Origin of the sequence: Paractinoplanes lichenicola (assembly GCF_016785085.1) — a bacterium.
In the GTDB taxonomy this organism is placed as follows: domain Bacteria; phylum Actinomycetota; class Actinomycetes; order Mycobacteriales; family Micromonosporaceae; genus Actinoplanes; species Actinoplanes lichenicola.
Genome location: NZ_JAENHO010000003.1, coordinates 634,361 through 655,225 on the forward strand (window position 1 = coordinate 634,361; position 20,865 = coordinate 655,225).

Consider the following 20,865-nt stretch of genomic DNA (forward strand, 5'->3'; position numbering starts at 1 on the left):
TGTTCGCCTCTTTCACCATGTTTGTCAGCACGCGACTGTTTCGTCACATGGGACGGGAAGGATTCGGCCTCAAGGCTACGCCGTGGGTGCGGGCGAACAACTTCCCACGTCGAGTGTGTGACCTGTCGGCCGAATCCCTCCGGCGAAACGTCAGCTGATGTCGCGTCGCTTCGTCAGCCAGGTGCCGAAGAAGCCGAGCACGACCGCGTAACCGATCATCACCACGGCCCCGACCCAGCGCGGCGGGCTGCCGGGCAGGTCGGTGCCGGAGATCATCAGCTGCGACGCCGTCGTCGGCACCAGCACCTGCAGGTTGTTGATCCACTCGGCCACGTACTCGCTGAGCAGGAAGAAGATCAGACCGATGGCCGAGGTGCCGACCACGTAGGTGATCGCCAGGATCAGCGTCGCCGCGATCTGGCTGCGGATCAGCACGCCGGCGCCCACGCCCAGGATCGCCCAGAGCACGAAGGCCAGCAGGTTGAGCCCGATCGCCCGCCACACGGCGGCCTCGCCGAGCTGGCTGCCCAGGTCGAGGTTGTTCATGATCAGCGGGACCACGAGCAGGTTGAGGACCGTGGTGAACAGCCAGACGAGCACGCCGATGACGGCCGCGGCGGCGAACTTGGCCAGGATGACCGACTCGCGGCGCGGCGTCGTCAGGAACGTCGTGGTCGCCGTGAGGTGGAAGAACTCACTGGTCACGATGATCGCCGAGAGCAACAGGACGACCAGCACGCCGAAGTACTGCCCGCTGGTGTAGAGGTTGGTCGCCACGTTGATCGGCTGCAGCGCGGCCTCGATCTGCGCGGTCTGCGTGTCGGACACCCCGGCGTCCGACGGCGGCTGACCCGCGCTGGCCTGGGCCCAGTTGGCCAGCACGCTGGCCGCGTACAGGGGAACCAGGATGATCCCCATGATCCACCACAGCGAGGTGGTGCGGACCTTGAAGAGCTCGGCGTTGACCAGACTCATCGGATGCCCGCCTTTCCGGCCGTGAGCTGCAGGAAGACCTGTTCGAGGTCGCCGCGCTCGGTGGCCAGCTCGTGCAGCTCGACCCCCGCCGCGAAGGCCGCGTGACCCACCGCGGCGGCCTCGGCCCCGTGCACCAGCAGGGCGCCGTCCTGGGTCGCGGTCACCGACGCGTTGAGCTCCGAGAGGGCGGCGGTCAGCGCCTCGGCCTGCGGGGTGCGCACCCGCACCTGCACGCCGCCGGTCATGCCGCCGAGCACCTCGTCGACCGGGCCCTGCGTGATCAGCTTGCCCGCCGCGACGATCACCACGTCGTCCGCCAGCAGCTGCATCTCGCCCAGCAGGTGGCTCGAGACCAGCACCGTACGGCCGTTGGACGCCAGCGACTTGAGCAGGTCACGCATCCAGCGGATGCCCTCGGGGTCGAGCCCGTTGGCCGGCTCGTCGAGGATCAGCACCTGCGGGTCGCCCAGCATGGCGGCGGCGATGCCCAGCCGCTGCTTCATGCCCAGCGAGTAGCCCTTGAACTTGCGGCCGGCGGCCGGCGTGAGCCCGACCAGCTCGAGCACCTCGTCGGCCCGCTTGTCGGGCAGGCCCGAGGCCCGGCAGATCATCCGCAGGTGGTTGCGGCCGGTGCGGCCCCGGTGCGCGCTCGAGGCCTCGAGCACCGCGCCCACCTTGCGTACGGGATCGCTGAGCTCGGTGTAGCGCTGACTGCCGAAGGTGGCCGTGCCCGCGGTCGGAGTGACCAGGCCGAGCAGCATGCGCAGGGTGGTGGTCTTGCCGGCGCCGTTGGGGCCCAGGAAGCCGGTCACCCGGCCTGAGCGGACGCGGAACGACAGATCATCTACCGCTCGGAGTTTTTTGTACTGCTTGGTGAGGCGATCGACGACAATCTCGTCGGTGCCTGGCCCGGTCATCGACAGAGTCCCCTTCCCCGTGGAGTGAGTGGTCAACTTACTAGGTGGTGGCGATCCAGGTGGCCCTGGCCCTGGCCAGCGGCGTGCCGTCCGGGTCGTACAGGGTCGAGAGCACTTTCGCCTTGCGACCCGAGAACTCGGTCGCCTCGCCCACCACGACACAGGTCGAGCCGGGCTCGGGCAGCGCGTCGGCGGCCACCGCGATCCGGCCCAGCACATAGGTGCGGCCGCTGCGCAGCGCAGTCCACCCGCCGGGGCAGTCCAGCGCGGCCCACACCACCTCCAGGCCGGCCTCGGCGGGCACGACCCAGGGCGCGGCGGTACGCCCGTCGGGCAGCGGCCCGGAGAAGATGCGCAGCCCGTCCGTCCGCTCCGGCCCGCAGACGTAACAGGTGGGGAACGGGTGCCGGGTGAAGCCCTCGTACGACTCGGCCGCCGCCACCGCCACCGCCAGGCCCACCGGGGTGACGGCCGGGATCTCGCCCTCGGCCTCGGAAACGGTCGCCACCAGCGTGTCGCCGTCGTGCACTGCACCGGCGGAGAACCTGAGCTCGGTGTCCAGCGGCGGCGGCACCCGCAGCGTGACCTCGAGGACCGGGGAGCCTGCCCGGGCGCCGGCCGCGGCCGCGAACGCGCCCGCTGACCACCCTCCGTTGCCGGACGCGGGCGGGCCGTTGAAACGTGCCGGAATCTGCATGCGAGGAACACTCGCACAAGCCGTTCATTTTGTAGCCATGAATCGCCTCCTGGCGCGACATTCCATCGGCAGTTGTCGCACTTACACACATCACATGGCCGTTCTACTGACTGCCGCCGCCCCCACCGGGACCAGCGGCTACACCCTGCTCATCGCCGACGACCCGAGCCTGGTCGCGGCCGCGCAGCGACTGCGCCACGACGTCTTCGGCAGTGAGCTCGGTGCGACCCTGCCGGGCGCCACCGCCGACGGGCGCGACGTCGACGAGTTCGACGACTACTGCGACCACCTGATCGTGCGCGACGACGCGACCGGCGCGGTGGTCGGCACCTACCGGATGCTCCCGCCCAAGGCGGCCGAGCGGGCCGGGCGGCGCTACGGCGACAGCGAGTTCGACCTGTCCGCGCTGCACCCGCTGCGCGACCAGCTGGTCGAGACCGGCCGCTCGTGCGTGCACCCCGACCACCGCAGCGGTTCGGTGATCAACCTGATGTGGGCCGGCATCGCCCGCTACCTGCACCTGAACAACCTGCGCTGGCTGGCCGGCTGCGCCTCGGTGCCGCTGAACGACGGCGGCGTGACCGCGGCCGGGGTCTGGGCCCGCGTGCAGGCCAAGCACCTGTCCCCGCCCACCCTGCGGGTCACCCCGCGCAACAACTGGCTGGCCCGCACCGAGCTGGTCGGCGACCCCAAGACGCAGCCGCCCGCGCTGCTCAAGGGCTACCTGCGGCTCGGCGCCTGGGTCTGCGGCCAGCCCGCGTACGACCCGGATTTCGACTGCGCCGACTTCTACGTGCTGTTCTCGATGGACCGCATGGACCCGCGCTACCGCCGCCACTTCCTCGGCGCCGCGCGATGATCGCCGGGGGCGCGCTGACCGGCCTCTGGCAGCCGGTCTCGGGCTGCGGCGACCACTGCCGCGACGGCGCCGACCGCCATGTCACCCCGGGCGCCGGCACCCTGCGCATGATCGGCCTGGCCTTCGTGCTGGTCGGCGGTCTGCTGCTGGCTCCCCTGCTGCGGGGGCCGGCCCTGCAGGCCGTGGCCCGTGCGATGCTGCGGGTGCTCGGCATCCGGCTCGTCCGCCGCGGCCCGGCTCTCAAGCCCGGCAGCCTGCTCGTCGCCAACCATGTCTCCTGGCTCGACATCCTGGTGCTGATGGCGGTCTCGCCGGTGCGCCTGGTGGCCAAGGGCGAGGTCGGCGCGTGGCCCGGGATCGGGGCGCTCGCGGGCCTGTCCGGGGCGATCTTCATCGACCGCTCGCGGCCGAAGTCGCTGCCCGGCACCGTCGGCGAGGTGGCCGCGGCGCTGCGCTCGGGCCGTACGGTGGCCGCCTTCCCCGAGGGCACGACGTTCTGCGGCGCCAACCGGGGCCGGTTCCGCCCGGCGCTGTTCCAGGCCGCGGTCGACGCGGGCGCCCCGGTGGTGCCAGTCTCGATCAACTACGACTCGACGGCGGCCGCCTTCATCGGCGACGACACCCTCTTCGATTCCGTACGCCGGGTGGCCGCGCTACGGTCGCTGACGGTCACCCTGGTCAGCGCGCCCGCGCTGCGCCCGGCCCCCGGCGCCGACCGGCGCATGCTGGCCCGCGCCGCCCAGGCCTCGATGGGAGTGGGCGGCTACCGCCTGGCCGCCTGAGAGCGTTTACAGAAAACTTTCAGCTTCCGTGCAGCCCCGGTGCAGCGGGCTGATAAATACTGGGTGTCATGGCCGCTACGACCCAGCCCAAGCAGAGCGAGGCGAAACTGCTCGTCGTCGAGGACGACGCGAACATCCTCGAGCTGCTCTCCGCCAGCCTTCGCTTCGCCGGCTTCGACGTGAGCACCGCGACGAGCGGCAGCGCGGCGGTCAGCGCGGCGAAGAACACCACTCCCGACCTCGTCGTGCTCGACGTCATGCTGCCCGACCTCGACGGTTTCGAGGTCATCCGGCTCATGCGCGAGGGTGGCCAGCGCACCCCGGTGGTCTTCCTGACCGCCCGCGACGGCACCGACGACAAGATCCGGGGCCTGACCCTGGGCGGCGACGACTACGTCACCAAGCCGTTCAGCCTCGAGGAGCTCACCGCGCGGATCCGGGCGGTGCTGCGGCGCACGACGCAGGGCGACGACGAGCCGTCCCGCCTGGTCTTCGCCGACCTCGAGCTCGACGAGGAGACGCACGAGGTCTATCGCGCGGGCCAGCGGGTGCAGCTCTCGCCGACCGAGTTCAAGCTGCTGCGCTACCTCATGCTCAACGCCAACCGGGTGCTCTCCAAGGCGCAGATCCTCGACCACGTCTGGAAGTACGACTTCCGCGGCGACGACAACATCGTCGAGTCCTACATCTCGTACCTGCGGCGCAAGGTCGACAACGTCCAGCCCCGGCTGATCCATACGCTGCGCGGGGTGGGTTACGTGCTGCGCAAACCCGCCGTCTGAGCCCCCTGCCGTGACGCTCACCGAGCGGGTCCGCGCCTCGATCCCGCCGCAGCCCAGCCTGCGTAAGGTCTCGCTGCGCATCAAGCTGGTGGCGTCCGTCCTCATCCTGGTGTTCGCGGCGCTCACCGCGATCAGCGCCGCCAGCACGTACGCGCTGCACAACTACCTGCTCGACCGGCTCGACACGTCGTTGTCGATCTATGCGGCGACGATCGCCAAGGCCCGCCAGGGCTCCGAGATCCCGGTCCCGAGCGACTATTATGTCTCGTCCAGCAGCATCGACGGGGTGCGGCCGGACCCGCCCGTGGTGGGCGACCCCGACCTCGGCCCCGAGGACACCCCGCCCCTGGTCAAGGGCTCCGACGTGGTCAACCCGCTGCTCGGCGAGCCGTACACGGTGCGCTCCCCGAGCGGCAAGGTCGTGTGGCGGGTCGTGGTCGTGATCGACCAGTGGGGCTCGGTCATCCAGGTCGGCGAGAAGCTCTCGGTGATCGGCCTGGCGGTCAACCAGATGGTCTGGGTCGACCTGCTGGTCGGCGTGGGCGTGCTGATCGCCCTGGCCTCGATCGGCGCGGCAATCGTGCGCCAGAGCCTCGTGCCGCTGCTGCAGATAGAGCGCACGGCGGCGGCGATCGGGGCCGGCGACCTGACCCAGCGCGTGCCTGATCCCGAGGCGCACGACGGCGAGCCCCAGACCGAGCTGGGCCGGCTGGCCAAGGCCCTCAACGCGATGCTGGCCCAGATCGAGGCCGCGTTCAGCGCGCGCGAGCAGTCGGAGGCGGCGGCCCGGGCGGCCGAGGCGGTCGCGGTCGAGGCGGCCGACTCCGCCCAGGCCTCCGAGGCGCGCGCGGTCGAGTCCGAGGGCAAGATGCGGCAGTTCGTGGCCGACGCCTCGCACGAGCTGCGCACGCCGCTGACCACCATCCGCGGCTTCGCCGAGCTCTATCGCCAGGGCGCCGTGACCAACCCCGACGACGTGGCCCGGCTGGTGCGCCGGATCGAGGACGAGGCCGCCCGGATGGGCCTGCTCGTCGAGGACCTGCTGCTGCTGGCCCGGCTCGACCGCGAGCGCCCGCTCACGCTGGGCCCGGTCGAGCTGCCCGTGCTGGCCCTCGACGCGGTGCAGGCGGCCGAGGCGACCGCGCCCGAGCGCACGATCGAGCTCGAGGTCCGCGACCAGCCGGAGCAGCTCGTGGCGTACGGCGACGACGCCCGGCTGCGTCAGGTGATCGGTAACCTGATGACCAATGCGCTGGTCCACACCCCGGCCGAGGCCACCGTCACGCTGCGGCTCTACGCCGAGTCGGGCGATCGCGCGGTGGTCGAGGTGGCCGACACCGGGCCCGGGCTCTCGCCGCAGCAGAAGGAGCACGTCTTCGAGCGGTTCTATCGCGCCGACGAGGCCCGCACCCGCAACACCCAGCGGGCCGCCACGGGCACGGGGCTCGGTCTGGCGATCGTTGCGGCAATCGTCAGGTCGCATCAAGGCAACGTCGAGGTGATCTCCGAACCGGGCCAGGGAGCCACCTTCCGGGTGACTTTGCCTACCCTAAATCCGGATAAAGGCTTCACAGAAAACATCCAGGCCTGACACAGGTCGGTCCGAGAGCTACGGGGCAAGGTTGTGGGCATGAACGAGAACGAGACCGACCCGCGACCCGCGGACGCCTCCTCTGAGAGCAGCAGCCCGGAGCGGGGACAGTCTGAGCAGCCGACCGCCGCGCTGCCCGCCGCTGCCCCGCAGCCGGCGGCGCCGCAGGCCCCCCAGTGGGCCCGGCCGGTGTCGAGCGCTCCCCAGCCGGGCGGCGCTCCCCAGGCAGCCCCCCAATCGGGTGTTCCGCAGTCCGGTGTCCCCGTCACGGGCGCTCCCACTCATCAGTGGCCGCAGCAGGCGCCCTGGCCGCAGCAGCAGCACTACCCCGGCTACGGCCAGCAGCCCGGCTACGGTCAGCCGCACGCCGCCTACAACCCCGGGTGGGCGCAGACCCACACCCAGCCCCTCGGCGGCGAGACGCAGGGCCAGCCCTGGACCCCGACGGCCGACGGCCAGCCCGCCTGGGCCCTGCCGGTCGACCAGCAGCGGCCCCGCAACACCGGCCGCGGCCGCAAGATCTTCGTGGCCGGCGCCGCCGCGGTGCTGATCGCGCTGGGCGCGGGCGGCGTGGGCGCGGCGACCGCGCTCGCCTTCGACGACGACGGCTCGTCCCCCTCGGTGCTGACCGGCAACTCCTCGGTGACCCGCGTGGTCGACCGCTCGTCGCTGGCTCAGATCGCCGCCGCGGTGCAGGACAGCGTCGTCTCGATCACCACCGGCAGCGGTGAGGGCTCCGGCGTGGTCATCTCGGGCGACGGCTACATCGTCACCAACAACCACGTGGTCGCGAGCGCCCAAAATGACAAGGTCACCGTGATCTTCGCCGACGGCAAGAAGGCCGACGCCACCATCGTCGGCACCGACGAGCGCACCGACCTGGCCGTCGTCAAGGTCACCGACGTCGCCGACCTCAAGCCCGCCACCTTCGGCAGCAGCGCCAAGATGCAGGTCGGCGACACCGTGCTGGCGATCGGCAGCCCGCTCGGCCTGGAGGGCTCGGTCACGGCCGGCATCGTCAGCGCCAAGGACCGCACGATCCAGTCCGGCAGCGAGGGCGGCCAGCAAGGCCAGCAGGGTGCCTCGACCACCATGTCGGGCCTGCTGCAGACCGACGCGCCGATCAACCCCGGCAACTCCGGCGGCGCCCTGGTCAACACCAACGGCGAGATCATCGGCATCAACTCGGCGATCGCCACCCAGGGCCAGAGCACGGGCAACATCGGCCTCGGCTTCGCGATCCCGAGCGACAAGGCCAAGCAGGTGGTCGACGACCTGATGGCCGGCAAGAAGGTCAGCCACCCGGCGCTTGGCGTCAGCGTGACCGAGGCCGAGAACGGCGGCGCTTTGGTGAGTCAGGTCACTGCCAACAGCGCGGCGGCCAAGGCCGGGCTCGAGCAGGGCGACGTGATCACGGCGGCCGACGGCAAGAACATCGGCGACTCCGACGACCTGGTCGCGGCGGTCCAGTCTGGCGCGGTCGGGCAGAAGATGACGCTCGACTTCACCCGCGGCGGCGAGAAGAAGCAGGTCACAGTCACTCTGGCCGAGGCCCAGTAGAGAAGCTTTGCCCTTTCGCTACGGCGGGTGGTGTGACAAGGGGGTTGTCACGCCGCCCGCCGTACGTTTGTTCGGCGCTAATCTCCGACTTCCGGAGGAATCCGTTCTTTTCCCCACCCGGGACTCGCCATCACGCAGGCAAACCGCCTAATCTCCATTCGCCATCGGCGGTACCCCGGCAGTGAGAGGCACCAGGTTGACCTACGTCGAGACCCGCGGGAATGTGTGGGACGCGCTGGCGGGTCGCGCCCCCGGTGAGCCCTCCGGGCCGGCCGACCCCGGGCTGTGGGGCGCGGTCGTCGACCGGCTGAACCCCACCAGCGCCCGTCCCGTGCTCCGCGCCGGAGTCGAATACGTCCAGCTGACCGGCGCCCGCGGCAGCGACTACATCATGCTGCGCTCGCCCGATGACGGCGAGCGCGCCAGCTATCTGCGGCTGACCCCCGAGGAGTGGGAGCTCGCGCTGCTGATGGACGGCGAGCACACGGTGGCCCGGCTGGTCGCCGAGTTCGCCCGCATCGCCGGCCGGCTCGCCCCCGACCAGGTGCGCCGCGTCGTCGCCGACCTGGCCGGCAACCGCATGCTCGACGAGCTGCCGATGGACGCGTTCCGCCCGCTGCAGGAGCTGCGCCGCAAGCCGGTGGGGGAGCGGGTCGGCAATTCGCTGCTGGCCGCGGCCCGGGGCCGCCGCATGCTGCTGCTCAACGTCGACGGCCTGGTCTCGCTGCTCTACCGCACGGGCGGCAAGCTGTTCTTCAACAAGGCCGTCGGCATCGTCACCGCCGTGCTCGCCGTGGCCGGCCTCGGCCTGTTCGTCGCCACCTGGACCCGCGGCAGCCGCTCGCTGTTCCTGACCGGCGATTCCTACCTGTACGGCGCGATCACCCTGATCCTGCTCAACGCCCTCGTCGTCGGCGTCCGCGAGTACGCCCGGGCGATGGCGGCCAAACACTCCGGGCGCGAGGTGCCCGCGGCCGGGTTCCTGGTCTGGTTCGGGCTGCCGTCGCTGTTCGTCGACACCAGTGACGTCTGGATGGCCGGCCGCCGCGCCCGCATGCTGGTCTCCGCGGCCGGCCCGCTCAGCGCGTTGCTGCTCGGCGGGCTCGCGCAGCTGGCCGGACTGACCCTGCCCGCGGCGGCCGACCTGGGCTTCAAGCTGGCGTTCCTGTGTTACCTGAGCGCCTTCGTCCACCTCAGCCCGCTGCTCCCGCTCGACGGGCAATACCTGCTGATGAACTGGCTCGAGGTGCCGCAGCTGCGCAACCGGGCGCTGGCCTGGGTGGGTGGCCGCCTGCGGGGCCGTCCGCCGCAGTGGGGCAAGCTCGACCGCGAGGGCCGTCTCATCGCCCTGTACGGCTTCCTGGCCGTCTGCTGGCTGGCCGCCGCGGTCAACGTGGCCTTCCGTCTCTGGGAGGACAGGCTCTCCGGCGTGGCCACCGGGCTGTGGCACGAGGGCGTCACCGGCGCCCTCCTGCTGATCGCGATCACCCTCGGCCTGGCCGCCCCGATCGTGTATTTCCTCGTCGGCCGGCTCACCCGATGGTGGAGCCTGTCCCGGCTGCGCCGCGTCGAGAACGACCGCGAGGCCGACAGCCCCCGCCGGCTGGCCGCGCTGCGCGCCTCCGACCTCGGCGGCCTGCCCGAGCCCGCGCTGCAGGGCCTGGCCTCGCGCGCCCGCTGGGTGCACCCGCCGACCGGCCGCCAGATCGTCATCGCGGGGGCCGCCCAGCAGGCCGTCTTCGTGGTCGTGGAGGGCGCCCTGGAGGCCCGCCGGCCCGGCGACCCGCCCGGCACGATCCGCCACCACGTCGGCCCCGGCGCCGTGGTCGGCCTGGTCAACGCGATCACCGGCCGGTCCACCCAGCTCGACTGGCACACAGCCGGCACGACCCTGCTCTCGATCCCGACCGCCACGGTGGCCACTGTGGTCGGTCCGCTGCCCGGCCCGCCGCCGCACGACCGGGCCGAGGCCGAGGCGCTGTTCGCCGACACCCCCGCGCTGGCCGGGCTGGCCACCGACCAGCGGCTCGCGCTGATCGCCTCGGCCCACCCGGTCGACCTCGACCCGGGCGCGCCGGTGATCCTGCCCGGCCCCACCCACGCGGTGGTGGTCGAGTCCGGCGTGATCGCGCTGCCCGACGGCGTCGAGCTGCGCCGCGGCACCCTGGTCGGGCCGGTCGGCGACGGCAGCCCCGGCATGGTGGCCCAGACCATCACCCCCGTACGGCTGTGGGTCCTGCCCGACGCCTCCGATCTGCCGCCGCTGGTCGGCGCCACCCACCGGCCGGGCTCGCCGATGCCCGTGGTCACGGCCAAGGGGTCGCTGCGCTCCGGCTCCCCGCGCGGCGCGGCCTACCCGCCGCTGACGATCCCGCCCGGCCCGCCCGACGGCCGCGACGCCCCCGAGGCCGACCGCCGTTTCGAGCGGGTGCTGACCTGGCTGGTCGTCGTGCTGCTGACCACGGCCCTGTTCCTGACCGGCCTGTCGTTCCGCCCCGGCCCGGCCTGGGCCGAGATGCCGGCCGACCGGGTGCTCCTCTCGATCGACGAGGGCCAGGTCACGGCCACCTTCGACGGCGCCCCGGCCACCCTCGCCGACGGCGCGCGGCGCTACCTCGACCAGGGTGAGGTGATCGAGGTGCCGGCGCGGGCCGCGGCCACCCTCACGTTCGCCGGCGGGTCGACGACGATGCTCTGCGCGAACACCCGGGTCGGCATCGGCAACCTCAGCACCGGCGGCGGCCGCGACCAGGCCCCGAAGGCCACCATCTCGCTGCAGACCGGCCGCGTCCTCGCCGGCACGGGCAGCACCAGCGGGGCGTACAAGCCGCTCGCTTTGACCGTGGACCGCAGCCAGGGCACGGTCACCAACAGCGGCGCCGCCTGGTATCAGATCGAGCCTTCGACGGTGGTCGTCTCGTCGGGCACGGTCGCCGTCGACGGCAGGACCAGCGAGGTCGCCGGCACGTCGCTGGGGTGCGCGGGTGAGGCCCCGGTCGAGGCGCCGCCGTCGAGCAGCCCCGAGCCGCTGCCGAGCGACGAGCCCCTACCGTCCGATTCGGAATCGATCAATCCGTCGATCGCCCCGAGCGCGACGCCCACGCCTACCGATACTGTGACTACACCGTCACAGACCGATGATCCGGGCGACGGCAACGACCCGGGTCAGCCCGACGACAACCCCACCATCGCCCCGCCGACGACCCGCCCGACGACGCGTCCGACCACGCCGCCGGCGACCACCAACCCGACGCCGCCGCGGACGACCCCGCCCCGCACCACCGCGCCGCCGCCCGCCACGACGCCGCCTGCCACCACCGCCCCGCCGGCGGAGACCCCGCCCCCGGGGCCGGAGGAAGGGTCGACGGCGCCGAACTGACGGGGGGACGGCCCCTTCGTCAGGAGGTTCGATGCTCTGCTGGTTCTGCGCCGAGTCGGCCCGGGCGAGCTGCCGCTTCTGCGGCCGCGGCGTCTGCGCCGAACACGCCCGGTTCGGCCCCTACCTGCTGCAGGTGAGCCGGTCGGAGTCCCGGCGCCGGGCGGAGGCGCTGGTGGTGGACGACGCGGTGCAGTGCGGCACCTGCCGGCCGCGTCCGCACCCGGTGGCCATGCCCGAACTGGACTGAACGACGTACCGTCAGGGCATGGCTCGCAACGACGGCTACGAAGACCTGGGCGCCTGGTCGGAGTTCGGCACGGTGAGCGGCATGGTCGCCGCCCGCACGACGGAGAATCTCACCGAGGCGCACACCGGCTTCGGCGACCGTCCCGACGAGCTCGACGGCCTGCCCGACGTGACCGTGGGCGCCAACGTCGCCGAGGCGGTCGGCGCGCTGGAGGCCGAGCTGTCCCCGCCACCGCCCAAGGGCTACGACAACGAGGTCGACGCCGACGGCGACGGCACCCTCGACGACGCGACATACCGCGGCCGCGCCGACGGCGGCGTCGACATCCTGGTCGACGTGAACGACGACGGCCGGGTCGACTTCATCGGCACCGACCTCGACCTCGACAACCGGGTCGACTACGCCGACTACGACAAGGACCACGACGGCGTCTTCGAGAAACGCATGCACGACGACGACGGCGACGGCTTCCTCGACCGCTCGACCTGGCTCCACCCGGGCAGCTGACTCTCCGCCTGAAAGACCACCTACGGTGCACGTGCTGCTCGCGGAGGCTCGCGCCGATCGGCCTGCTGATCGAAGCCCGGTCCGCCGGTAACCTCCTCGTCGCGGGCGAGATCGGCGCAGGATGTACGTGCAGGTCTTGATGTGGAGGCGCTCGTGAGCCGGTACTCCCTCGATGTCTGCGGCTTGGCTCAACCGTCGACCGGCGCGGTGGCCAGGGCGCCAAGACCTGAGTGGTCAGAGCATCCACATTTCTTCGGCGCCGAGGATGCGGCCGCCGTCGATGGTTAGTTTGATCAAGTGCTGGCCGGTCTTGGCCTGCTTGAGGAACTTGGCCATGCTGACCCGGACCGAGTCGCCGGTGGTGGGGTCGATCATGGTGTAGCGGCCGGCGGGGTCGGCGCCCAGGCGGCGTAGGCGGAGGTTCTTGTTGCGGATGTAGTAGTCGTGGCAGAGGACGCCCTCGCCGGTGGTGAAGTGGTCTTCGCGGCAGGCCTTGGCGGCGTCGGGCCACTCGAAGTATTCGACCAGGTCGAAGGTGACGCGGTTGCCCCGGTACGAGGTGACGTACGCGTACTGGGTGCCGAAGAGGTCGGTCCCGGCGACGACGGTCTTGCGGGGCTGGGATGTCCGGCCGGTCTTGGTGGCGGTCGTTCTGCTCGGGACGGGTGGGTCCGCCGCGGGTTTCTGACGCGGCAGCTGAGTCGTGGGCGCTGCGGGAGGGGCCGGCGTGGGAGCCGGTACGGGCTTGGGAGTGACGTCGGCGGTGGCTGTGCAGGCGGCGAGCGGCAGCAATAGGGTGATCGTGGTGGCGGCGGCGACGGCGATACGCCGTACGGGGAAGGTTGTCATGCTCGTCAGGGGTGGCCTCGCGCGCTCCGGATACGGCGTGTCGGCCACCCGACGGGCGGGGTTATGCCGTGAGCTGATTCGCCCAGAGGGGAATCGGTGGGATGTGCGGGCCCGCTGAGTAAAGCTTGGGAGCGTCGAACGGCCGGTCGGGTTCCGGCTCCACCGGCGGATGCGAGAGGGTGTTGTCATGAGTGTTGACGAGTTGACGATGCGGGGCGGCGGCGCATCCTTCGATGACCAGGTGTTCGAGCGGCTCCTGCGGGAGCGGATCATCTTTCTCGGCAGCGAGGTCAACGACGAGGTGACCAACCGCATCTGTGCCCAGATGCTGCTGCTGGCCTCGGCCGACAGCGAGAAGGACATCGCGCTCTACATCAACTCGCCCGGCGGCTCCATCAGCGCCGGCATGGCGGTGTACGACACGATGCAGTACATCAAGAACGACGTGGCGACGATCGCGATGGGCATGGCGGCCTCGATGGGCCAGTTCCTGCTCTGCGCCGGCACCCCCGGCAAGCGGTATGCGCTGCCGCACGCGCGGATCATGATGCACCAGCTCTCCGGCGGCATCGGCGGCACCGCGGCCGACATCGCCATCCAGGCCGAGAGCATGCTGCACATCAAGAACGTGATGAACGAGCGGATCGCGTTCCACAGCGGGCACACCCCGGAGGAGATCGAGCGCGACTCCGACCGCGACCGCTGGTTCACCGCGCAGCAGGCCAAGGAGTACGGCCTGGTCGACCACGTGATCAGCAAGGCGGCCCAGGTGGGCAACAACTCCGCGCTGGTCTGACCTGCGGGTTCACCGCTTCTCAACGGGCACGTGGCAGTCGCCGCGTGCCCGTTGTGTCGTCCTCGGCGGTTTCGGGTAAGAGCCGTTCATCCCCCGAATCTGCCAAGGAGGTGCTGACGTGAGGATCCCGACGTTCTCCCGCCAGTCCACGAGCGATACCGCGGAGACACCCGAGCGCCCGGCCACGACCGGCACTGTGACGCGGCCGCGCGACGACAACACGACCGAAGTCCGACCCACCCCCGTACGCCCCCGGCGCGACGACGAGGACACGCTGCGCGACCTGCCCCCGGCCCCGCCGCCGGCCTCGCGTCGCACCGAGCCGCCCGCGCCGCCGCGCCCCTCCGGCACCGCCCCCGTCGAGCGCCCGGCCGACCCGGATGCCGCCGTTACCGCCGGCCCCAAGCCGCGCGCAAGCCTGCTGGCCACCCTCGGCCTGATCCTGGGTGTGGCGTCCGTGCTGCTCGTTCTCTCCGGGCCGCTGCTGGGCTACGGCATCGGCGTGGCCGGCCTGGCCCTGATCCTCTCGCTGAGCGGCATCCACGCCACCGGCAAGCGCCACGTCGCCGGCAAGACCGACGCCCTGCTGGGCATGGTGCTGTCGCTGGGCGCGATCGTGCTCGGCGTGCTCGCGCTGACCGGGTCGCTCAGCTGGCTCGGCACCGACGTGCAGCCGGTGAACAGCCTCCGCGAGTGGCTTGACGCACAGTTCGTGGACCGTTTCTAAAGGTTTACCCCCGGCAATAGTCGGGCATCAGACAGTTGCGGGCGGCGATGCGCCGGACGCGATGATCGGAACCGGGACTGGCGCTCACCAGTCCCGCCCCGGAAGAGTCCGGCGGTGCGCCGGCAGTCATTCGCCTCGAGGGCGGCCTGGTTCAGGCCGCCCTCGACGCACGTCCGGGCCCTGTGCGGCGCAGACACAACGAATCTTCGGTGCGGCCGCGGATCACGCAACGATCGAACGCGGCAAGCATGGTTGAACTAAGGCATTCGAAGGTCCGGCGCGCCTAGCGTTTCAGGCATGACGATCACGGCTTCGCCGCGCCGCTACCTCATGTGCCGGCCCACCCATTTCGCGGTGACCTATCGGATCAACCCGTGGATGGATCCCACGGCGCCCTACGACAACGCGCTCGCCGTCAGCCAGTGGGAGAGCCTCCGGCAGACGTATCTCGACCTGGGTCACACCGTCGAGCTGATCGAGCCGCTGCCCGGGCTGCCCGACATGGTGTTCTCCGCGAACGGCGCCACCGTGGTCGACGGCCGGGTGCTAGCGGTGCAGTTCCGCGACGCCGAGCGGGCCGACGAGGCCCCCGCGTACGCCGCCTGGTTCCGCGAGCACGGCTTCGAGGTGATCGAGCCCAAGCACACCAACGAGGGCGAGGGCGACATCCTGCTCGCCGGGGACGTGCTGCTGGCCGGCACCGGCTTCCGCACCGCGCACGCGTCGCACGCCGAGACCCAGGAGGCCCTGCGCCGCCCGGTGATCACGCTCCAGCTCGTCGACCCGTCGCTCTACCACCTCGACACGGCGCTCTGCGTGCTCGACGACACCAACATCGCGTACCTGCCGGCGGCGTTCTCGCCCGGTTCGCAGGCCGTGCTCCAGCAGCTCTATCCGCACGCCGTGATCGCCAACGCGGAGGACGCGGCCGTGCTCGGCCTCAACGCGGTCAGCGACGGCCGTACGGTTGTGCTGCCGGTGCAAGCCACCCATCTCGCGGCCGAGCTGCGGGCGGCCGGCTACCAGACCGTCGGGGTCGACGTCTCCGAGCTGCGCAAGGCCGGCGGCGGACCCAAGTGCTGCACGTTGGAGGTGCGTTCATGACAACCGTGGAGAACCGTACGCCGAACGAGCTGGCCGAGGCCGAGCGGCACACGGCGCACAACTATCACCCGCTGCCGGTCGTGATCGCCGAGGGCGAGGGCGCCTGGGTGACCGACGTCGACGGCCGCCGCTACCTGGATTTCCTGGCCGGCTATTCGGCGCTCAACTTCGGCCACCGGCACCCCGGCCTGATCGCCGCCGCCCACGCCCAGCTCGACCGGATCACCCTGACCAGCCGCGCGTTCGTGCACGACCAGTTCGCCGAGTTCTGCCGGTCGCTGGCCGAGCTCTGCGGCAAGGAGCTGGTGCTGCCGATGAACACCGGCGCCGAGGCCGTCGAGACCGCGATCAAGGTGTCCCGCAAGTGGGGCTACCAGGTCAAGGGCGTGCCGGACGGCCGGGCCGAGATCATCGTGGCCGCTGACAACTTCCACGGCCGGACGACCACGATCGTCAGCTTCTCGACCGATCCCGACGCCAAGGCCGACTTCGGGCCGTACACGCCTGGGTTCGTCGTGGTCCCGTACGGGGATGAGACCGCCCTGCGCGAGGCGATCACCCCGAACACGGTGGCCGTGCTGCTGGAGCCGATCCAGGGCGAGGCGGGGGTGCTCGTGCCGCCGGCGGGCTACTTCGCCGCCGTGCGCGCGCTCTGCGACGAGCACAACGTGCTGATGATGGCCGACGAGATCCAGTCGGGTCTGGGCCGCACCGGCCGCACGTTCGCGATCGAGCACGAGGGCGTCGTTCCCGACCTGTACGTCCTGGGCAAGGCGCTGGGCGGCGGCATCGTGCCGGTCTCGGCCGTCGCCGCCGACCGCGACGTGCTGGGCGTCCTCAAGCCCGGCGAACACGGCTCCACCTTCGGCGGCAACCCGCTGGCCTGCGCGGTCGGCACCGAGGTCGTACGCCTGCTGGCCACCGGCGACTTCCAGCGCCGCTCGGCCGAGCTGGGCGAGCACCTGCACGCCCGGCTCACCGCGCTGATCGGCCACGGCGTCATCGCCGTACGCGGCCGGGGTCTCTGGGCCGGTGTCGACATCGATCCGTCCCTGCTCACCGGGCGGCAGGCCTGCGAACGGCTCGCCGAGCGGGGCGTGCTGGCCAAGGACACCCACGGCTCGACGATCCGGCTGGCCCCGCCCCTGGTCGTCACCCGGGCCGAGATCGATCACGCGGTGGATCAGCTGGCCGCGATTCTCGGCTGAGCTCGGCCCGGGCCAGCAGGAGGCCTCGCTCCCGCTCGTTGCGGGTCAGCGAGGCCGCCCGGGTGAACTCCGCCCGCGCCTCGGCGTGCCGGTCGAGCCGGGCCAGCAGGTCGCCGCGCACGCTCGGGAGCAGGTGGTAGTCGCGCAGGGCGGGCACGGCCAGCAGCTGGTCGACCAGCTCCAGCCCGGCCGCGGGCCCGTACGCCCGGGACAGCGCCACCGCCCGGTTCAGCTCGACCACCGGCGACGGCGCCACCGTGGCCAGCCGCTCGTAGAGCCGGGCCATGAGCTGCCAGTCGGTGTCGGCGAAACGGCCGGCCCGGGCATGGCAGGCGGCGATGGCGGCCTGCAGCACGTACGGCCCGGGGCGGCCGCCGGCCAGCGCCTCGGCATGCTCGAGCGCGGCCAGGCCGCGACGGATCAGCAGCCTGTCCCAGCGGGCCCGGTTCTGGTCGGCGAGCAGGATCGGCTCGCCGTCCGGGCCGGTGCGCGCGCCCGTACGGGAGGCCTGTATCTCCATCAGCGCGATCAGGCCGTGCGCCTCGGGCTCACGCGGGACCAGCCGGGCCAGCACGCGGCCCAGCCGCAGGGCGTCCTCGCACAACGCCGGCCGCATCCAGTCGTCGCCTGAGGTGGCCGAGTAGCCCTCGTTGAAGATCAGATAGACGACCTCCAGCACCGAGGCGAGCCGGTCGGCCAGCTCGTCGCCCCGCGGCACCTCGAACGGCACCCGGGCGGCGGCCAGCGTCTTCTTGGCCCGCACGATGCGCTGGGCCACCGTCGATTCCGGCACCAGGAACGCCCGGGCGATCTCGCCGGTGGTCAGGCCGCCCAGCAGCCGCAGGGTCAGCGCGGTGCGGGCCTCGGTGGACAGCACCGGGTGGCAGGCCACGAAGACCAGCCGCAGCAGGTCGTCGCCGATGCCGTCGTCCTCGGCGACCGTCGTGCCGATGTCGGGAACCGACTCCGGCAGCTCCCGGCCGACCTCCTCGATCTTGCGGCGGTAGGTCTCGGCGCGCCGGATGTGATCGACGGCCCGGCGCTTGGCCGTGGTCATCAGCCAGGCGCCGGGGTTGTTCGGGACACCGTCGGAGGGCCACTGCTCCAACGCCGCGACCAGCGCGTCCTGCGCGAGCTCCTCGGCCACGCCGACGTCGCGGACCAGCCGGGTCAGCCCGGCTACGAGGCGGGGCGCCTCCATGCGCCAGACGGCGTCGATCGTACGGTGGATGTCAGTGGCCACGGTGCGGACCGATCAGGTGAACCGGGACGACTTGTCGCGCTCCGCCACGGCCTGCCGCTGCTCGTCGGTCATCGTCTCGCTGAAGTCCTCGGGCCCGATGACCGGCCGGATCTCGATGTTGCTCGGCTCACCGGCCGGCGGGCGGAGCGGGTAGCGCTTGAACCACTCGACGCATTCCTCGAGCGACTTGGTCTCGACCAGGAAGAAGCCGCCGATGAGCTCCTTGGTCTCGGCGAACGGCCCGTCGACCACGGTCTTGCGGTCACCGTCGATGACGATCCGGGCGCCCCGGGAGCTCGGATGCAGCCCCTCGGCCGCCAGCAGCACGCCGGCGTCCATCAGCTCCTGGATGAACGCGCCCATCGTGTCGAAGACCTCGGTGGCGGGCGGGATGCTGGCCTCGCTCTCGGTCGTGGCCTTGGTGATCACCATGAATCGCAACGCTGTCTCCTCACGTCGGTGTGCCTTCCACCTACGCGTCGATCGGCGGCCGTCCCGTTCGACACCCGGCCGGAACTTTTCCGGCCGGGTGTTTTTGTCAGCTTCGCTCGAACTTGCGCAGGGCCATCGTCGGGGCCTCGCCCATCACCGATTCGGGTTGGACGACGCCGCCGGTGGCCCACATGTTCGACCGGCCCACCTGTACGCCCCCGTAGAGCTCGACCACGTCGTTCGGGCCCAGGGTGCGGCTCTCCTGGCGGTGCAGCGCGATCCGCTCGTCGTCGTTGACCGTGCCGCCGGGGCGGACGCCGCTGCCGTTGGTGCTGATGTCCTGCACGGTGAGGTTGCCGTCGGTGCGCAGCGTGAACTGGACGTGCCCGCGGCTGATCCACTTGCGGGCGTCGTCGGTCAGCCACTGGCCGAGCATGATGCCGCGGCCGCCCTCGGGGGCGCGGCCGACCACGATCGGCTCGTCGGTCGAGACCACGAACCGGCGGCGGATGACCCCGTCGATGCGGACGGAGAGCACCTCGACTGCGGGCCGGGGGCCGGCGTCGCGCAGCTTGGCGCCGTGCCGGGGGCAGGTGGGCGCGCCGGAGCGCAGGGACGGCGGCGGCTGCGAGACCGGGCTGGTGAACGTCCGCATGTCGGCGAACGGGCTGTCCGGGTCGCCGCCGGAGCCGAAGCTGGTGCAGTTGGGCTCGGGGCACGTCCAGATGCGGGCCAGCAGGCGCTCACCGACCGGGGAGCGCTCGGCCGGCCTGGGCGGCTCGCCCCGGCCGACCCGGGCCATGAGCACCGGGCTGCCGCCCTCGCCGGCCACGGCGGCCAGCAGGCGGCCCGGCTCTTCGACCCACGGGTGCCGGTCACGGTTGCCCCGGCTGCGGGTGAGCACCGGCAGGCCGAGCAGCTCGGCCACCTCGAAGACGCGATCGTCGAGCTGGGGCACGACCTCGACCTTGCCGTCGTCGGACCAGCGCCGGATGACCATTCGCTCGTTCGAGGTCAGGTCGGTGTCGGAGAGCAGGCCGCGCGGGGTCACCACGTAGACCGGGACGTTCTCCTCCGATACGCGGCGGCCGAGGGCGTCGATGACGAGGCCGAGGCGCACCGAGCTCGCGGGGCGGCCGCCGTCCAGGTCGGCATAACGCACGATCTCCGACATATCCACGACCGCGCGGGCGAGCGCGGGGTCGGTGGTGAGGCGCGCCTCGATGGCGTCGAGGACCTTGCTGACCTCGAATCTCACAGGTCCTCCCGGTGGTCCGCTGGTGTCTGTGCAACGGCAATCATGCCCCGTCCCCGCACTCGGCGAATGTCGCACCCCTCCGTTACCGTGTGGCCCGCGTAGAGATACATCGACGGGGGAGAAATCATGAGGACTCGAGGGCTGGCTCTCGCGGGCGCGCTGGCGGCGGTCGTCGCGCTCGGCGGCTGCGGCGACAAGCAGGTCACGACGGGCATCGCCGAGGGCGGTTCCGGCGCTCCCACGGCCCCGGCGACGGCCACCACGACGGCCCCGGCGGCCGCGGCCGGTCCGGCTGCCGAGCTCGAGGCGGCCGCGACCAAGCTCAGCGACGCGCCGGTCAAGGTCGACGTGATCTCGCTGGCCGGCGTGACCATCTCGGGTGCCTTCGACGCCAAGGCCCAGCAGGGTGACATGACCATGGAGCTCGGGCCGGCCGGCGGCATGAGCATGAAGCAGCTCGGCAACGATCTCTATGTCAAGGTCACCGGCTCCATGGCCGCCGCGGTCGAGGGGGCCGCGGCCAAGAAGTGGATGCACATCGACCTCAGCACCGTGCCCGAGTCGAGCTCGCTCAACATCAAGAACAACGACCCCAAGGTCACGGCCAAGCTGCTCACCTCGGCCATGTCGGTCAAGAAGACCGGTGACAACAAGTTCTCGGGCACGGTCGACATGACCAAGTCGCCGACCTTCAACGCGCAGACCGCCAAGGGCCTCGCGGGCAAGATGAAGGCCGTGCCGTTCACGGCCGAGGTCGACGCCGAGGGCCGCCTGGTCGAGCTGACCTTCGACATGGAGAAGATCGCGGCCGGGGCGGGCGAGATGATCACGCGGTATTCCGACTTCGGCGTCCCGGTGGCCGTCGAGGCCCCGCCCGCGGCGCAGGTCGTCGAGATGCCGGCCTCGTTCAAGAAGGCGATGGGCGCCTGACACAGGGGTCCGGCCCGACCGT

Annotated in this window: 20 protein-coding genes; 13 read left to right on the forward strand and 7 right to left on the reverse strand. The window is 71.7% G+C overall.

Annotated features, from left to right (window positions below; all coding sequences use genetic code 11):
* Nucleotides 1–150: 150 nt before the first annotated feature.
* The 3 genes from JKJ07_RS12100 to JKJ07_RS12110 are packed head-to-tail and all read right to left on the reverse strand — an operon-like array spanning nucleotide 151 to nucleotide 2,589.
* Entirely contained in the window at nucleotides 151–975 is an 825-nt protein-coding gene (locus JKJ07_RS12100) for an ABC transporter permease subunit (protein ID WP_202991538.1), read from the reverse strand.
* Nucleotides 972–1,892 carry an ABC transporter ATP-binding protein gene (locus JKJ07_RS12105; RefSeq protein ID WP_202991539.1) on the reverse strand — a complete coding sequence of 307 codons (921 nt, stop codon included), beginning with the start codon at nucleotides 1,890–1,892 and terminating at the stop codon, nucleotides 972–974. Before JKJ07_RS12105 ends, JKJ07_RS12100 begins: the two co-directional genes overlap by 4 nt.
* A gap of 40 nt (nucleotides 1,893–1,932) precedes the next feature.
* Complete coding sequence (locus JKJ07_RS12110) at nucleotides 1,933–2,589, reverse strand: hypothetical protein (protein ID WP_202991540.1); 657 nt, start codon at nucleotides 2,587–2,589, stop codon at nucleotides 1,933–1,935.
* Between the two features lie 94 nt (nucleotides 2,590–2,683).
* Here JKJ07_RS12110 and JKJ07_RS12115 point away from each other — a divergent pair, with 94 nt between their 5' ends.
* The 8 genes from JKJ07_RS12115 to JKJ07_RS12150 all read left to right on the forward strand — a co-directional run bounded on the left by JKJ07_RS12115 (nucleotide 2,684) and on the right by JKJ07_RS12150 (nucleotide 12,296).
* Nucleotides 2,684–3,448, forward strand: a complete 765-nt coding sequence (locus tag JKJ07_RS12115; RefSeq protein WP_202991541.1) for a GNAT family N-acetyltransferase — start codon at nucleotides 2,684–2,686, stop codon at nucleotides 3,446–3,448.
* Entirely contained in the window at nucleotides 3,445–4,230 is a 786-nt protein-coding gene (locus JKJ07_RS12120; protein WP_202991542.1) for a lysophospholipid acyltransferase family protein, read from the forward strand. Before JKJ07_RS12115 ends, JKJ07_RS12120 begins: the two co-directional genes overlap by 4 nt.
* Nucleotides 4,231–4,298: 68 nt before the next feature.
* Nucleotides 4,299–5,012: a response regulator transcription factor gene (locus JKJ07_RS12125; RefSeq protein WP_202991543.1), complete on the forward strand. Its 714-nt coding sequence runs from the start codon at nucleotides 4,299–4,301 to the stop codon at nucleotides 5,010–5,012.
* 10 nt (nucleotides 5,013–5,022) lie between these two features.
* On the forward strand, nucleotides 5,023–6,603 hold the full coding sequence (locus tag JKJ07_RS12130) for a sensor histidine kinase (RefSeq protein WP_202991544.1): 1,581 nt from the start codon (nucleotides 5,023–5,025) through the stop codon (nucleotides 6,601–6,603).
* A 39-nt stretch (nucleotides 6,604–6,642) separates the two neighbouring features.
* On the forward strand, nucleotides 6,643–8,163 hold the full coding sequence (locus tag JKJ07_RS12135) for a S1C family serine protease (RefSeq protein ID WP_202991545.1): 1,521 nt from the start codon (nucleotides 6,643–6,645) through the stop codon (nucleotides 8,161–8,163).
* A 196-nt stretch (nucleotides 8,164–8,359) separates the two neighbouring features.
* Entirely contained in the window at nucleotides 8,360–11,542 is a 3,183-nt protein-coding gene (locus JKJ07_RS12140) for a cyclic nucleotide-binding domain-containing protein (protein WP_202991546.1), read from the forward strand.
* Between the two features lie 31 nt (nucleotides 11,543–11,573).
* Complete coding sequence (locus tag JKJ07_RS12145) at nucleotides 11,574–11,789, forward strand: hypothetical protein (protein ID WP_202991547.1); 216 nt, start codon at nucleotides 11,574–11,576, stop codon at nucleotides 11,787–11,789.
* Between the two features lie 18 nt (nucleotides 11,790–11,807).
* On the forward strand, nucleotides 11,808–12,296 hold the full coding sequence (locus tag JKJ07_RS12150; RefSeq protein ID WP_202991548.1) for a hypothetical protein: 489 nt from the start codon (nucleotides 11,808–11,810) through the stop codon (nucleotides 12,294–12,296).
* 234 nt (nucleotides 12,297–12,530) lie between these two features.
* Here the strand turns inward: JKJ07_RS12150 and JKJ07_RS12155 are convergent, their stop codons facing one another.
* A complete protein-coding gene (locus JKJ07_RS12155; RefSeq protein WP_202991549.1) occupies nucleotides 12,531–13,145 on the reverse strand; it encodes a hypothetical protein in 615 nt (204 codons plus the stop codon).
* A 187-nt stretch (nucleotides 13,146–13,332) separates the two neighbouring features.
* Between JKJ07_RS12155 and JKJ07_RS12160 the strand changes: the two genes are divergently transcribed.
* The 4 genes from JKJ07_RS12160 to rocD all read left to right on the forward strand — a co-directional run bounded on the left by JKJ07_RS12160 (nucleotide 13,333) and on the right by rocD (nucleotide 16,980).
* Nucleotides 13,333–13,941 carry an ATP-dependent Clp protease proteolytic subunit gene (locus tag JKJ07_RS12160; RefSeq protein WP_202991550.1) on the forward strand — a complete coding sequence of 203 codons (609 nt, stop codon included), beginning with the start codon at nucleotides 13,333–13,335 and terminating at the stop codon, nucleotides 13,939–13,941.
* Nucleotides 13,942–14,059: 118 nt separating this feature from the next.
* Entirely contained in the window at nucleotides 14,060–14,668 is a 609-nt protein-coding gene (locus tag JKJ07_RS12165) for a hypothetical protein (protein WP_202991551.1), read from the forward strand.
* A gap of 297 nt (nucleotides 14,669–14,965) precedes the next feature.
* The gene (gene ddaH / locus JKJ07_RS12170; RefSeq protein WP_202991552.1) at nucleotides 14,966–15,772 is read left to right on the forward strand and encodes a dimethylargininase; all 807 of its coding nucleotides are present in this window, start codon (nucleotides 14,966–14,968) and stop codon (nucleotides 15,770–15,772) included.
* Nucleotides 15,769–16,980: an ornithine--oxo-acid transaminase gene (gene rocD, locus JKJ07_RS12175; protein ID WP_202991553.1), complete on the forward strand. Its 1,212-nt coding sequence runs from the start codon at nucleotides 15,769–15,771 to the stop codon at nucleotides 16,978–16,980. The genes ddaH and rocD overlap by 4 nt, the downstream gene beginning before the upstream one ends.
* On the opposite strand, the gene JKJ07_RS12180 is transcribed toward rocD, so the two are convergent.
* From JKJ07_RS12180 to JKJ07_RS12190, 3 genes are all read right to left on the reverse strand, one after another.
* The gene (locus JKJ07_RS12180; RefSeq protein WP_369076999.1) at nucleotides 16,925–18,223 is read right to left on the reverse strand and encodes an RNA polymerase sigma factor; all 1,299 of its coding nucleotides are present in this window, start codon (nucleotides 18,221–18,223) and stop codon (nucleotides 16,925–16,927) included. The genes rocD and JKJ07_RS12180 overlap by 56 nt on opposite strands.
* A gap of 12 nt (nucleotides 18,224–18,235) precedes the next feature.
* On the reverse strand, nucleotides 18,236–18,655 hold the full coding sequence (locus JKJ07_RS12185; RefSeq protein WP_236028737.1) for a YciI family protein: 420 nt from the start codon (nucleotides 18,653–18,655) through the stop codon (nucleotides 18,236–18,238).
* 106 nt (nucleotides 18,656–18,761) lie between these two features.
* A complete protein-coding gene (locus tag JKJ07_RS12190) occupies nucleotides 18,762–19,913 on the reverse strand; it encodes an FHA domain-containing protein (RefSeq protein ID WP_202991555.1) in 1,152 nt (383 codons plus the stop codon).
* Nucleotides 19,914–20,039: 126 nt separating this feature from the next.
* Between JKJ07_RS12190 and JKJ07_RS12195 the strand changes: the two genes are divergently transcribed.
* On the forward strand, nucleotides 20,040–20,843 hold the full coding sequence (locus JKJ07_RS12195; RefSeq protein WP_202991556.1) for an SCO4651 family lipoprotein: 804 nt from the start codon (nucleotides 20,040–20,042) through the stop codon (nucleotides 20,841–20,843).
* Nucleotides 20,844–20,865 lie beyond the last annotated feature (22 nt).

Bases quoted from the DNA above. Each gene is read 5' to 3' on its own strand.
- JKJ07_RS12120 (WP_202991542.1), top strand. From the start codon at position 3,445: ATGATCGCCGGGGGCGCGCTGACCGGCCTCTGGCAGCCGGTCTCGGGC.
- JKJ07_RS12150 (WP_202991548.1), top strand. From the start codon at position 11,808: ATGGCTCGCAACGACGGCTACGAAGACCTGGGCGCCTGGTCGGAGTTC.
- JKJ07_RS12110 (WP_202991540.1), bottom strand. From the start codon at position 2,589: ATGCAGATTCCGGCACGTTTCAACGGCCCGCCCGCGTCCGGCAACGGA.
- JKJ07_RS12100 (WP_202991538.1), bottom strand. From the start codon at position 975: ATGAGTCTGGTCAACGCCGAGCTCTTCAAGGTCCGCACCACCTCGCTG.
- ddaH (WP_202991552.1), top strand. From the start codon at position 14,966: ATGACGATCACGGCTTCGCCGCGCCGCTACCTCATGTGCCGGCCCACC.
- JKJ07_RS12105 (WP_202991539.1), bottom strand. From the start codon at position 1,892: ATGACCGGGCCAGGCACCGACGAGATTGTCGTCGATCGCCTCACCAAG.
- JKJ07_RS12135 (WP_202991545.1), top strand. From the start codon at position 6,643: ATGAACGAGAACGAGACCGACCCGCGACCCGCGGACGCCTCCTCTGAG.
- JKJ07_RS12125 (WP_202991543.1), top strand. From the start codon at position 4,299: ATGGCCGCTACGACCCAGCCCAAGCAGAGCGAGGCGAAACTGCTCGTC.
- rocD (WP_202991553.1), top strand. From the start codon at position 15,769: ATGACAACCGTGGAGAACCGTACGCCGAACGAGCTGGCCGAGGCCGAG.
- JKJ07_RS12145 (WP_202991547.1), top strand. From the start codon at position 11,574: ATGCTCTGCTGGTTCTGCGCCGAGTCGGCCCGGGCGAGCTGCCGCTTC.
- JKJ07_RS12115 (WP_202991541.1), top strand. From the start codon at position 2,684: ATGGCCGTTCTACTGACTGCCGCCGCCCCCACCGGGACCAGCGGCTAC.
- JKJ07_RS12185 (WP_236028737.1), bottom strand. From the start codon at position 18,655: ATGGTGATCACCAAGGCCACGACCGAGAGCGAGGCCAGCATCCCGCCC.
- JKJ07_RS12155 (WP_202991549.1), bottom strand. From the start codon at position 13,145: ATGACAACCTTCCCCGTACGGCGTATCGCCGTCGCCGCCGCCACCACG.
- JKJ07_RS12195 (WP_202991556.1), top strand. From the start codon at position 20,040: ATGAGGACTCGAGGGCTGGCTCTCGCGGGCGCGCTGGCGGCGGTCGTC.
- JKJ07_RS12160 (WP_202991550.1), top strand. From the start codon at position 13,333: ATGAGTGTTGACGAGTTGACGATGCGGGGCGGCGGCGCATCCTTCGAT.